The sequence below is a fragment of the Bacillus sp. SLBN-46 genome (assembly GCF_031453555.1).
Lineage (GTDB): Bacteria > Bacillota > Bacilli > Bacillales > Cytobacillaceae > Neobacillus.
Genome location: NZ_JAVIZM010000001.1, coordinates 1,319,203 through 1,332,358 on the forward strand (window position 1 = coordinate 1,319,203; position 13,156 = coordinate 1,332,358).

The 13,156-nt window shown below is 43.8% G+C and carries 14 protein-coding genes; all 14 read left to right on the top strand.

Annotated features, from left to right (window positions below; genetic code table 11):
* The first annotated feature begins 1 nt into the window (after nucleotide 1).
* The 14 genes from QFZ87_RS06620 (at nucleotide 2) to QFZ87_RS06685 (ending at nucleotide 13,134) form a co-directional block, all read left to right on the top strand.
* Nucleotides 2–535, top strand: coding sequence for an acyltransferase (locus tag QFZ87_RS06620; RefSeq protein ID WP_309859350.1), 534 nt, complete (start codon nucleotides 2–4; stop codon nucleotides 533–535).
* Between the two features lie 197 nt (nucleotides 536–732).
* Nucleotides 733–1,905, top strand: coding sequence for an ATP phosphoribosyltransferase regulatory subunit (locus QFZ87_RS06625; protein WP_309859352.1), 1,173 nt, complete (start codon nucleotides 733–735; stop codon nucleotides 1,903–1,905).
* Nucleotides 1,898–2,536: an ATP phosphoribosyltransferase gene (hisG, locus tag QFZ87_RS06630; RefSeq protein ID WP_309859354.1), complete on the top strand. Its 639-nt coding sequence runs from the start codon at nucleotides 1,898–1,900 to the stop codon at nucleotides 2,534–2,536. The genes QFZ87_RS06625 and hisG overlap by 8 nt, the downstream gene beginning before the upstream one ends.
* Before the next feature lies 1 nt (nucleotide 2,537).
* Entirely contained in the window at nucleotides 2,538–3,812 is a 1,275-nt protein-coding gene (gene hisD, locus QFZ87_RS06635; RefSeq protein ID WP_309859355.1) for a histidinol dehydrogenase, read from the top strand.
* A gap of 376 nt (nucleotides 3,813–4,188) precedes the next feature.
* Nucleotides 4,189–4,776, top strand: coding sequence for an imidazoleglycerol-phosphate dehydratase HisB (hisB, locus tag QFZ87_RS06640; protein WP_309859357.1), 588 nt, complete (start codon nucleotides 4,189–4,191; stop codon nucleotides 4,774–4,776).
* 94 nt (nucleotides 4,777–4,870) lie between these two features.
* Entirely contained in the window at nucleotides 4,871–5,497 is a 627-nt protein-coding gene (gene hisH, locus QFZ87_RS06645) for an imidazole glycerol phosphate synthase subunit HisH (RefSeq protein WP_309859359.1), read from the top strand.
* On the top strand, nucleotides 5,494–6,219 hold the full coding sequence (gene hisA, locus QFZ87_RS06650; protein WP_309859362.1) for a 1-(5-phosphoribosyl)-5-[(5-phosphoribosylamino)methylideneamino]imidazole-4-carboxamide isomerase: 726 nt from the start codon (nucleotides 5,494–5,496) through the stop codon (nucleotides 6,217–6,219). Before hisH ends, hisA begins: the two co-directional genes overlap by 4 nt.
* A gap of 45 nt (nucleotides 6,220–6,264) precedes the next feature.
* Nucleotides 6,265–7,026: an imidazole glycerol phosphate synthase subunit HisF gene (hisF, locus tag QFZ87_RS06655; protein ID WP_309859365.1), complete on the top strand. Its 762-nt coding sequence runs from the start codon at nucleotides 6,265–6,267 to the stop codon at nucleotides 7,024–7,026.
* Entirely contained in the window at nucleotides 7,023–7,649 is a 627-nt protein-coding gene (hisIE, locus tag QFZ87_RS06660) for a bifunctional phosphoribosyl-AMP cyclohydrolase/phosphoribosyl-ATP diphosphatase HisIE (protein WP_309859367.1), read from the top strand. Before hisF ends, hisIE begins: the two co-directional genes overlap by 4 nt.
* A 160-nt stretch (nucleotides 7,650–7,809) precedes the next feature.
* A complete protein-coding gene (locus QFZ87_RS06665; RefSeq protein WP_309859371.1) occupies nucleotides 7,810–9,300 on the top strand; it encodes a tetratricopeptide repeat protein in 1,491 nt (496 codons plus the stop codon).
* Between the two features lie 92 nt (nucleotides 9,301–9,392).
* Nucleotides 9,393–10,343, top strand: a complete 951-nt coding sequence (gene trxB / locus QFZ87_RS06670; RefSeq protein ID WP_309859373.1) for a thioredoxin-disulfide reductase — start codon at nucleotides 9,393–9,395, stop codon at nucleotides 10,341–10,343.
* A gap of 368 nt (nucleotides 10,344–10,711) precedes the next feature.
* Nucleotides 10,712–11,170, top strand: a complete 459-nt coding sequence (locus QFZ87_RS06675) for an NUDIX hydrolase (protein WP_309859374.1) — start codon at nucleotides 10,712–10,714, stop codon at nucleotides 11,168–11,170.
* A gap of 87 nt (nucleotides 11,171–11,257) precedes the next feature.
* Nucleotides 11,258–12,151 (top strand): RNase adapter RapZ, encoded by an 894-nt coding sequence (rapZ, locus tag QFZ87_RS06680; protein ID WP_309859377.1) that lies wholly within the window; start codon nucleotides 11,258–11,260, stop codon nucleotides 12,149–12,151.
* The gene (locus tag QFZ87_RS06685) at nucleotides 12,148–13,134 is read left to right on the top strand and encodes a gluconeogenesis factor YvcK family protein (protein ID WP_309859380.1); all 987 of its coding nucleotides are present in this window, start codon (nucleotides 12,148–12,150) and stop codon (nucleotides 13,132–13,134) included. Before rapZ ends, QFZ87_RS06685 begins: the two co-directional genes overlap by 4 nt.
* The last annotated feature ends 22 nt before the right edge of the window (nucleotides 13,135–13,156 follow it).

Consider the following 13,156-nt stretch of genomic DNA (forward strand, 5'->3'; position numbering starts at 1 on the left):
CATGAGGAATACGACCCGCTACCCTGTTGAAGGTGCGAACTCCTTATGGCATGTCTACAAGACCGTGCCATTTTGGAAGGTTGTCAGAAATTTTATTGTCATTCAGTTGGCGCGTTATACACCATTACTGGGAATGAAAAATTGGCTGTATCGTACCTTCCTAGGGGTTAAGGTGGGTGAGCAAACCAGTTTTGCACTCATGGTGATGCTCGATGTCATGTTTCCGGAAAAAATCAGCGTCGGGCGCAATACTGTGATTGGTTATAATACGACTATCCTGGCCCATGAGTATTTAATTAAGGAATACCGTCTGGGCCCCGTAACGATTGGTAGTGAGGTCATGATTGGAGCGAACTCTACGATTATGCCCGGGATTACGATTGGTGATGGAGCCATCGTATCAGCGGCAACGCTAGTGCATAAAGATGTTCCAGCTGGTGCGTTCGTTGGTGGTAACCCAATGCGGGTCATTTATACAAAGGAAGAATTGGCCGAGCGCTGGGCAGACGATCCGATTTATGGTGGTCAAAAATAAACATGGAAGGAAGCCTAGTTTAACGACTGGGCTTTTTTTTATGGGGTAAAATAATCACAAACTGAGCTGATTTCAGAAAAGAAGATCACTTTTTCATTGACGAACAGTATCACTAGAGGTAAACTACTAATAACTTTAATTCATTATCACATTAGCAGACTAAAGCAATTGCAATTTTACAATAAAGGGTGAACCGGATGAGTCGCTTGTTTATGTTTGAAAAGCCATTGGGGATGCGGGATACACTTCCAGAGCTATATGAAAAAAAAGATAGTGTCCGTACATACATGTCCGATACGATGAAACTTTGGGGCTATCAATTTATTGAAACGCCTACGCTTGAATACTATGAAACCGTTGGAGCAGCATCAGCAATCGCTGACCAGCAGTTGTTCAAATTACTGGATAAAGAGGGACATACCTTGGTCCTTCGCCCAGATATGACCGCACCAATCGCACGGGTCGCGGCATCCAAGCTGTTAGAAGAAGACCTACCAGTTAGGCTTGCCTATTCAGCTAATGTATTTCGCGCCCAGCAGCGAGAGGGTGGCCGACCAGCGGAATTTGAACAAATAGGGGTGGAATGTCTAAACGAGGACACCGTCTCATGTGACGGTGAAGTCATTGCTTTACTGATCTCTTCCTTGAAAAAAGCAGGACTGCCACAATTTCAAGTGTCAGTTGGGCATGTTGGGTTTGCACAAGAACTGTTTGTTCAAATTCTTGGAACCAATGGCCGGGCGAATGCTTTACGTAAATTCTTATTTGAAAAAAATTATGTAGGTTACCGTGAGCATGTAAACTCTTTACAGCTTTCGTCGATTGATAAGAAGCGTCTCTTAAAGCTTTTACAATTACGAGGCGGTGAAGAGGTCATCGGCCAAGCGCTCGATATTATTGAAAATGACAAAGGCAAAGAAGCAATTGTAGAGTTGAAAGAGCTTTGGGATGTCATTAAAGATTATGGCGTCGAAGATAATGTGAAGTTTGATTTTACCATTGTCAGCCATATGAGCTATTATTCGGGTATTTTATTCGAGGCGTATGCCGGGAATGTCGGTTTTCCGATTGGCAATGGTGGACGCTATAGTTTAATAGAGAAGTTTGGGAAAAAGGCAAGTGCAACTGGATTTGCTGTTCGTGTAGATATGCTTCTAGAAGCACTCGGAGGGGGTCCGTTGGAAAATACCACTCACTGTATATTTTTCAGCCAGGAACGGCGAAAGGAAGCCTTTCAACTAGCCCGTGAGATGCACGAGCAGGGGAAAAAAGCAGTCCTGCAGGATATTTCCGGTGTGAATAATCTGGATGCTTTTACAAAAAGGTTTGCCGAGACAACCTATTTAATCGGAGGGCGCGGCGATGAGTAACATACTAACAATTGCGATGCCAAAGGGACGGATATTTGAGGAGGCAGTGGAACTGCTTCGCAAAGCAAATTACCAGCTGCCGCCCGAGTTTGATGATTCGCGAAAACTGATTATTGATGTGGAAGAGGAAGGCTTACGCTTCATTTTAGCAAAGCCAATGGATGTGGCTACTTATGTGGAGCACGGTGTGGCCGATGTGGGAATTGCCGGAAAGGATGTTTTATTGGAGGAGGAGCGCGATGTGTATGAACTCCTTGACCTTAAAATCAGCTACTGCTACTTGGCAGTGGCCGGCCTGCCAAACACTAAAATGAATGATGTTGCACCGAGAGTGGCGACCAAATATCCGAATGTTGCGGAAGCCTATTTCCGCGAGCAGGGGGAACAGGTCGAAATTATTAAGTTAAACGGATCCATTGAACTAGCACCTATTATAGGATTATCCGACCGGATTGTAGATATTGTATCTACGGGAAGGACCTTAAAGGAAAACGGGCTGGTTGAATATGAACGAATTGGTGACGTGACTTCCAGGCTAGTCGTGAACCCTGTCAGCTACCGCATCTACGACAAGCGGATTGATGAGTTGGTGAGCAGGCTAGCAGAAGTGGTGCCACAGGGGGTTTTGTAATATGAAAATATTAAAAGTGTCGGAACAGATTTCGATTAAGCGTTCGATTGAATCAGGGACCACTGAGCAGGTGGCTATCGTTAAGGGGATTATTCAAGAGATACGGACCCGAGGTGATGAGGCGCTAAGAGAATATACGGAGAAATTCGATCGAGTGAACCTTTCTTCTTTTTCCGTGACCGAGGGGGAAATCGAGACTGCGTATCAGAAGGTTGATGAAGGTTTTGTTTCCATTGTTCGGGAGGCAGCGGAAAACATTCGTTCCTTCCATGAGAAACAGCTTCGGCCATCATGGATGACGACAGAGGAGAATGGGACGATTCTTGGTCAAAAAATAACCGCCCTTGATTCGGTGGGGGTATATGTTCCAGGCGGAACTGCCGCCTATCCATCTTCGGTGCTGATGAACGTGATTCCAGCGAAGGTAGCAGGGGTCAAGCGGATTGTGATGGTTTCACCGCCAGATTCAGAGGGGAATTTGCCACCAGCTGTACTGGTTGCTGCGAAGGAAGCCGGCGTTGAAGAAATCTATAAAGTAGGCGGAGCTCAGGCGATTGCTGCTCTTGCCTATGGAACAGAGTCGATTACTTCTGTTGATAAAATCACGGGCCCTGGAAATATTTTTGTGGCATTGGCTAAACGCGAGGTTTTTGGCGATGTCGATATTGATATGATTGCCGGCCCAAGTGAAATTGCTATTTTAGCAGATGAAACGGCACGAGCAGATGAGATTGCGGCGGATCTTTTGTCTCAGGCAGAACACGATCCACGTGCCTGCAGTGTATTGGTTACACCATCTATGAGTTTAGCGGAAGAAGTAGCGGAGGAAGTGGAGAAACAGCTTGGAGTGCTGCCGCGAAAAGAAATTGCTGCCCATTCAATTGCGGATTATGGTGCGATTTATGTGACTACTGATTTGGATGAAGCTGTTGAGACGGTTAATCAGTTAGCGCCTGAGCATCTTGAGGTTATGACCGAGAACGCGATGGAGCTTCTTGGTAAAATTCGTCACGCAGGGGCGATTTTTATCGGTCGTTATAGCTCAGAGCCGGTCGGTGATTATTTCGCCGGACCCAACCATGTGCTGCCAACCAACGGTACTGCTCGTTTCTCAAGCCCACTGAATGTGGATGATTTTCAAAAGAAATCAAGTGTGATTGTCTATAGCAAAAAAGCGCTAACCGATAACGCGGCTAAGATTGCCGAGTTTGCCCGGATGGAAGGGCTTGAAGCGCACGCCCGGGCCGTGGAAATTAGATTGATAAATGATAAATAGGATGAAGGACAAAACGGCCTGATAGACCGGTGAAAATGTCTTTCATCGAGAGTATGAAGGACAAAACGGGCTGATAGACCGGTGAAAATGTCTTTCATCGAGAGTATGAAGGACAAAACGGGCTGATAGACCGGTGAAAATGTCCTTCATCGAGAGTATGAAGGACAAAACGGCCTGATAGACCGGTGAAAATGTCTTTCATCAAGTGTATGAAGGACAAAACGGGCTGATAGACCGGTGAAAATGTCCTTCATCAGGTATATGAAGGACAAAATCAATCGCTTAATAGGCTAAACTGTCCTTCATAACAGTGTAACCCTAAAAAAGTACATACAAATCTTAAAATATGAAGCAAACATTACAGGAGGTTATCTTCATGGAAAGAGCGGCAAGTATTGAACGGAACACGAACGAGACAAAAATCCAACTATCCTTAGCTGTAGATGGGGAAGGACAGTCTAATCTAGAGACAGGTGTACCATTCCTTAGTCATATGCTTGATTTGTTCACGAAACACGGACAATTTAACTTAACCGTAAATGCGAACGGCGATACAGAGGTGGATGATCACCACACAACAGAAGATATCGGCATTTGTTTAGGGCAAGCGTTACGAGAAGCCCTTGGAGACAAGCGCGGTATCAAACGTTACGGAAATGCTTTCGTTCCAATGGACGAAGCATTGGCTCAAGTAGTAGTCGACCTCAGCAATCGCCCGCACCTCGAAATGCAGGCGGAGTTCCCAGGACAAAAGGTTGGAACCTTTGATACAGAACTTGTCCATGAATTTCTCTGGAAACTAGCCCTAGAGGCGAGAATGAACCTCCACGTCATTGTTCATTATGGAAAAAACACGCACCACATGATTGAAGCCGTATTTAAAGCATTGGGCAGGGCACTCGACGAAGCAACCACCATCGACCCGCGCATCAAAGGCATCCCCTCCACAAAAGGGATGCTATAAAAAAAGTTATCCACAAGGGTGTCAGGCACCACTCGTGGACACTGTCCACCGCAGGAGGACGGTGTGAAAAATGCACCTAGAAAGGAGGGGCACGATGATTGGGATTGTTGATTATGGAATGGGGAATTTGTTTAGTGTGAGTAAGGCGTTGGAACGGCTAGGGGCCGAGTATTTTATTTCGGCTGATCATAGTGAATTACTTAACGCAGATGGGTTGATTATTCCCGGCGTTGGTTCCTTCCGAGATGCCATGGAACGCCTGCAAGTAAACACGATTAAGGAATATGCGGCAACAGGGAAACCCCTTCTTGGCATCTGTCTCGGCATGCAGCTGCTTTTTGAAAACAGCGAAGAAAATGGGCTCACAAAAGGATTAGGATTACTGCCGGGGAGTGTTCGGCGTTTTCCTGGCAAAACACCAGAAGGCGAGTCTTACAAAGTTCCACACATGGGCTGGAACAAGCTTGAATTCGTAAACGATTCACCACTAATAAAAAATCTGGAAGAGGATTATGTATATTTTGTTCATTCCTATTTCGTTGACGCCCAAAATTCCGACGTGTTAATCGCAAAAGCGGATTATCACGAACAGGTTTCGGCAGTGGTTGGTAAGGACAATATCATGGGAATGCAATTCCATCCTGAAAAAAGCAGCAAACTTGGGATGGCCCTTCTAAATAATTTTTTACAAATGGTGGAGGAAAGGAAGGCTATTCGATGAGTATCACAATTTATCCTGCCATTGATATGCGGGGCGGCAATTGCGTTCGTCTTCTTCAAGGGGATTATGATAAGGAAACAATCTACGGGGATTCCCCGTTTGATATGGCAAGAAGCTTTGCAGCTGATGGGGCTGAGTGGATTCACATGGTCGACCTTGATGGCGCAAAGGACGGCAAGAGGGTGAATGACCGATTTGTCATTGAAACCGCACAGAAGTTGAATGTTAAGGTTCAAATTGGCGGTGGGATTCGTTCGGAGGAAGACATCCTGCATTATCTCGAAAACGGGGTGGATCGGGTGATCATAGGGAGTATTGCCGTTTCTAAACCAGATTTTGCGATGGAAATGATTAAGAAGTACGGTGGGAAAATTGCGATTGGCATTGATGCCAAAAACGGCTACGTGGCCACACACGGCTGGCTGGATACTTCGGAGCTTCGTGCACTTGATCTTGGCAAACATTTTGCTGATGCAGGTGCAGAAACCTTTATTTTTACGGATATTGCAACCGACGGTACGCTCTCTGGACCAAATATTGAGGCGGTTTGCCAGATGGCTGAGGTAACTGGAAAAAATGTCATTGCTTCTGGTGGAGTAAGCAGTCTCGAGGATTTGAAGGCGTTAGCTTCTGAAAAAGGCATTAGCGGGGCGATTGTTGGAAAGGCCTTCTATGAAAATCGTTTTACCTTGAAGGAAGCCTTGGCATCGACCAAAGCCTAATTTGAAAAGAAACATGACGTGGCACGGAAAAGGATGGTGTAAATCATGACATTAACAAAACGAATTATTCCATGCCTTGACGTGAAGGATGGACGAGTAGTGAAAGGAGTCCAATTCGTGCAGCTTCGCGATGCGGGTGACCCAGTGGAATTAGCGCGATTTTACGATGAACAAGGTGCAGATGAGCTTGTCTTTCTCGACATTTCTGCTTCCGTAGAGGGTAGAAAAACGATGGTCGAAGTTGTAAAGGCAGTCGCCTCGGAGCTGGCAATCCCGTTTACCGTTGGCGGTGGTATCAACGCTTTAGAGGACATGAAGAGAATTCTTCGAGCTGGAGCGGATAAGGTATCGTTGAATACCGCCGCCGTTATGAATCCTGAACTGATTGGGGAAGGCGCAGGATACTTCGGCTCGCAATGTATCGTCGTCGCTATCGATGCAAAATTTGACCCTGAAATCGGAACGTGGCGTGTGTATACACATGGTGGACGAACACCTACGGAGAAAAAAGTGATCGAATGGGCTGTAGAAGCGGCCGAGCTTGGTGCAGGTGAGATTTTATTAACAAGCATGGATAGTGACGGGGAAAAGCGTGGATTTGACTTATCATTAACAAAAGCGGTTAGTGAGGCGGTTACCATTCCCGTTATTGCCTCAGGCGGAGCAGGAAATGCCGAACACTTTGAAGAAGCTTATGTTACTGGGAAAGCTGATGCAGCCTTAGCGGCTTCAATTTTTCACTATAAAGAAACGTCCGTCCATGAAGTGAAGAGCTATTTGCGGGAAAAAGGAGTTGTCGTCCGATGAATATAGAAGAAATTCGGTTTGATGAAAAGGGGCTTGTCCCTGCCATCATCCAGGATGCAGAAACGATGGAAGTATTAACGTTAGCTTATATGAACAAGGAATCACTTGGAAAGACCATTGAGACGGGTGAAACCTGGTTCTTCAGCCGTTCACGCCAAGAGTTATGGCATAAAGGGGCAACAAGTGGGAATACGCAATCGGTTGTCAGCATCAAATATGACTGTGATCAGGATGCACTCCTCGTGTTGGTCAATCCGAAGGGGCCTGCTTGTCATACGGGGGCTGTTAGCTGTTTTACGGACGAGGTAGGGGACAGGAAGACGGGATTGGCTGATTATGGCATCCTACAGAGGCTCGAGCAGGTAATCCGTCAACGGGAGCAGGAGCGTCCGGAAGGTGCTTATACCACATACCTTTTTGAAAAAGGCGTCGATAAGATTTTGAAAAAAGTCGGGGAAGAAGCTTCCGAGGTGATTATCGCTGCCAAAAACCGTGATCAAGAAGAACTGCGCTGGGAGGCGGCAGATTTACTCTATCACTTGCAGGTTTTATTGGTGGAACAAGGACTTCCATTTAAAGAAGTACTAAGAACCTTAGAAGAAAGACACAAGGACCGGTCCTAATGGGGCTGGTTTTCTTTTTGCATGGAAGGGGATTTGTAGGTAAATAACCAATTTGTGTAGAAAAGATTTTTCCAACAGTCACTAAACTACAATCTCCTTCTCGAACAACCCGTTAATGTGTTATACTACCTAAGTTATATTGATGAATGTGGAGGACTTCATGGAAAAAAAAGCGAAAGCAAGAATGCAAACGGGAAAAATACTTTCATTTGTTCCTACGGGGGAATATTATTTCACGAAGGGTTTGAAGGCATACCATCGACGTGATTTTATAAAAGCAAAAAAATATCTTGGGCGAGCGATTCAGCTTGAGCCGGGTGAACCGATGATTACATGCCAGTTGGCGATTGTGTCAACAGAACTTGGCGAGTTTGAAAATTCCAACCGACTCTTGCATATCATCCTTGAAGAACTTGATCCGGAAATGGCAGAGTGCCACTACTTTTTAGCAAATAATTATGCCCACCTGGGATTTTTTAAAGATGCGTATCATCACGCGCAGCTCTACCTACAACTAGAGCCAGAGGGTGATTTTTCTGATGACACCGAAGATTTATTAGAGCTCCTCACCTTGGAATCAGATGGTCTAGAGGACGATTGGTATGAGCAGGATGATTTAATAGTCAAACAAGAACAGGCTCGTGACCTGTTAGAATCGGGATACTTTCCAAAAGCGATTGAGCTGTTAAAGGATGTCGTCAAGGAATACCCAGAATACTGGTCAGCGTACAACAACTTAGCGCTTGCCTATTTTTACTTAGGAAAGGCGGAAAAGGCAGAAAGCATTTTAAATGATGTGCTCGAGCGGAATCCAGGGAATTTACATGCCCTTTGTAACCGCTTGGTTTTTGCTCATTACCAAGGAAAACTGAAAAATGCTGCCAAGCTGCTTGAATCCCTGAAAAAAATTCAGCCCATGTTAAGCGAACATCAATTCAAACTGGGTACTACCTTCGCCTTAGTGGGTGAATATGAAATGGCCTATATGTGGTTAAAGAAGCTATATAAGCATGGCTATGATGGGGACGGTCCGTTTTATTATTGGCTTTCCTATTCAGCGTATAATACTGGCAATCAAAACTTTGCAAAAAGCATTTGGAAAAAGGTGCTTGAATTGAACCCTGACAAGGAAGGTTCTGAGCCATGGGGTGAAAAAGAAGTTGCGAATGGTTTTGAAGACCTGTCGGGCTCTATTTTTCAAAAGCTTGAAAGCGACTATGTGGAAGAGCGATTATTTGCTCTGTTTCTTACAACGGTATCAAGTAAAAAAGAAGAAATCATGACGTCTAAGCGGCTTTTTCAAAATCAAAAGCTTACCACGTTAGAGAAGGAATACATTTCCTTAATCCGTTCAGGAAAACAATCGACGACAGCAGATGCACAGGAAATTGCAGAGATTTTTTATGAAAATCATCAACCGATAGGTACGATGGAGTCAGGCTTATATTTGATGTGGTTTTCTGTTTTCGTTGAACTTTCTAAAGCCAACGTCAGCTTGAAAAATAAACGTGCATGGGCTGGGGCAGTGGAATATGTATGGTACAAGTTGCGTAGCGAAAAGGTTTCGCAGCAAGAAGTAGCCAACCGTTACGGCCTTTCATCTGCAACAATTGGTAAATATGTCAAAATGGTGAATGATTTTCTAAATTAAGCAGATAAATGGACTATAAACCGATTGTTTATTACGATTAAGTAGGGAAATATATACTTAATCGTTTTTTTTTATAAGGAGTGAACCACTAAATGTCTGAGGAAAAAATTTATGACGTTATTATTGCGGGGGCTGGTCCTGCTGGGATGACCGCTGCTGTTTATACATCACGTGCCAACCTTTCCACACTTATGATTGAGCGTGGTATGCCGGGCGGACAAATGGCGAACACAGAGGATGTGGAAAACTATCCAGGTTTTGAGAGTATTCTAGGGCCCGATTTATCCACAAAAATGTTCGAGCACGCGAAAAAATTTGGTGCAGAATATGCCTACGGCGATATTAAGGAAATCGTTGACCACGGCGATTACAAACTTGTAACTGCAGGCGCAAAACAATACAAAGCGCACTCCGTTATCATTTCAACAGGTGCCGAATATAAAAAGCTTGGAGTACCTGGTGAAAAAGAACTTGGCGGCCGTGGCGTTTCTTATTGTGCTGTTTGTGATGGTGCCTTTTTCAAAGGAAAAGAATTGTTCGTTATTGGTGGAGGAGACTCTGCCGTTGAGGAAGGCGTCTATTTAACTCGTTTCGCTTCTAAAGTGACCATTGTTCATCGACGTGATCAGCTTCGTGCACAAAAGATTCTTCAAGATCGTGCGTTTGCAAATGAGAAGGTCGATTTTATCTGGAATCACACGGTTAAAACAATTAATGGTAAAGACGGCAAGGTTGGTAGCGTGACGCTTGTTTCAACTGAAACTGGAGAAGAACAAGAATTGTCAGCAGATGGTGTGTTTATCTACGTTGGAATGGTTCCACTTTCAAAACCATTCGAGAGCCTTGGTATTACAAATCAAAACGGTTATATCGAAACAAACGACCGCATGGAAACAAAAGTACCTGGTGTGTTTGCAGCGGGAGATATTCGTGAAAAAACCTTACGTCAAATTGTTACCGCTACAGGTGACGGCAGTATTGCAGCACAGAGCGCACAGCATTTTGTAGAAGAACTGAAAGAAGAGATGAAGGTAAGAAAATAGGCTGGTTCCCACTATTGTGAGTGGTGTTAACATAACTTTCACAAAAACGTAATCCTGTTTTAACTCTTCTGTAACAGTGGTGAAATATAGATAGGGTATGATAACAATAATTGACCCCCTTTAAAAATATATACCTTCCTGCACAAGCCCAGCAGCTTGTGCAATTTTTTTGTGTTCAGAAAAACATATAGTGTCCGCAAAGCTAGTTTCCCAAGTTAGTTAACAGAAATAATTAACAGAAATATCAAATTTGTATTCATTGTGGCTGTATCTTAAAAATAGTATAATGAAAAGAATAAATTAAATGTTATATTAGGATATTTGCATACTTGCACAAGCCTTTGTGCTTAAATAAAGAGGGTGGAAACATGCAGCGGGTCACCAATTGTGTATTAATAAAAGAGGATAAAATTTTGTTGCTGCAAAAACCGAGCCGCGGCTGGTGGGTGGCTCCAGGAGGAAAAATGGAACCTGGTGAATCGGTTCGTGATTCTTGCATAAGAGAGTACCGTGAAGAAACGGGAATCTATCTCAAAAATCCACAGCTTAAAGGTATATTCACTATGATCATGAAAGAAGGAGAACAGCTCCTTTCAGAATGGATGATGTTCACTTTTTGTGCCACGGAATCGGATGGGGTGGATTTAGAGGAGTCGCCTGAAGGGAAGCTCGCGTGGCAACCAATCGATCAGGTAAAAACTCTGCCGATGGCCGAGGGTGACTATCATATTATTGATTACATGGTTCATGGGAAAGGCATCATCTACGGTACATTTACTTATACCAAGGAATTTGAGCTGATAGGTTACCGATTAGACCCGAGTTAAATGTAAACGCATTATTGACAAGCCATGAGCGAAATCAAGAGGGCGTTTTAAGAAATAAGAATAATATTTTTTTGGGGGGAATGGGAAATGAGTACTGGTTTGGCAAGTGAAACTCAAATCGTCATTATTACAGGAATGTCTGGGGCAGGAAAAACTGTAGCCATTCAAAGCTTTGAAGATTTAGGGTTCTTCTGTGTCGACAATCTGCCTCCTACGTTACTTCCTAAATTTCTTGAACTTATGAAGGAATCAGGGAATAAAATGAATAAAGTTGCTCTTGTAATGGATCTAAGAGGAAGAGAATTCTTCGATCATCTCTTTAAAGCACTTGATGAGTTAGCTGAAACCTCTTGGGTAACGCCGCAGATTCTATTTTTAGATGCGGATGATTCTACACTAGTACGCAGATATAAGGAAACAAGACGGTCGCACCCGCTTGCTCAAACAGGATTGCCTCTAGAAGGCATCACGCTTGAACGGGAGCTTTTAGAGGAATTAAAAGGCCGGGCACAGTTGATTTATAACACTTCTCAGATGAAACCGCGTGAACTGCGCGAAAAAATATTAACCGAATTTACGGCTAATAGACAACTAATCTTTACTGTCAATGTCATGTCGTTTGGATTTAAGCATGGGATTCCTATTGATGCTGATCTTGTTTTTGATGTGCGCTTCTTACCGAACCCACACTATATCGAGCATATGAGGCCAAAAACAGGGCTGGACGATGAGGTTTCTAGCTATGTTTTAAAATGGAACGAAACGCATAAATTCTTAGAAAAAGTCACTGACTTACTCACCTTCATGCTTCCGCATTATAAAAGAGAGGGTAAAGCACAACTGGTGATTGCCATCGGCTGTACAGGCGGGCAGCATCGTTCGGTTGCGCTAGCTGAATATATTGGTGAATTTTTCAAAAATGATTATAAGACGATTGTTTCCCACCGTGACATTGAGAGGAGAAAGGATAAAACAACATGAGTAATTACGGACAGCCTCGAATTGTCGTTATTGGCGGAGGAACAGGATTACCAGTTTTGCTGCGAGGGTTAAAACAGTATCCTGTGGACATTACCGCCATAGTGACAGTCGCGGATGACGGAGGCAGCTCAGGACGCTTGCGCGATGACCTCCATATCCCTCCTCCAGGAGATATTCGCAATGTGCTGGCATCATTATCTGATGTAGAACCTCTTGTGGAGGAAATGTTTCAACATCGGTTTAAAACGTCAAATGAACTTTCCGGCCATTCATTAGGAAATTTAATCTTAGCTGCGATGACTTCGATTACCGGAAATTTTGTTCACGCCATTCAAGAGATGAGTAAGATTCTAAATGTTCGTGGGAAGGTGCTGCCTGCCGCCAACCAAAGCGTGGTTTTGCACGCGGAGATGGAGGACGGGGCGATTGTTTCGGGCGAATCGAAAATTCCTTATTCCGGCAAGAAAATTAAGAGAGTCTTTTTAACATCTAAAAAAAATATCCGCCCATTACCTGAAACGATTCAAGCTATTCGTCAGGCGGACTTAATTATTATTGGTCCGGGAAGCCTGTATACCAGTATTCTGCCTAACTTGTTGGTCCCACGTTTAGGGGATGAAGTATGTCGTTCCCATGCCAAAAAGGTGTATATATGTAATCTAATGACACAAGCAGGGGAAACACACGATTATACGGCGAGCGATCATGTAAAGGCAATATATGATCATATGAGCTGTGCGTTTATGAATACCATTTTAGTTAACAATGAAGAAGTGCCGAAGGATATTCAGCTTCGTTATAATGAAGAATTGGCGAACCCTGTGGAATATGATTTGCCGAGGCTTTATGAGATGGGTCTTGAAGTGGTGCATGCCGATATTGCTTACCAAGAAAATGGTGCATTAAGACATGATCCGAAAAAGGTAGCAAAAATTTTATATAATTTGTTATTAGATGAAACCAAAAAGCGTTATGAAGCGTAAATACTTGTAGGATTTGATTTAA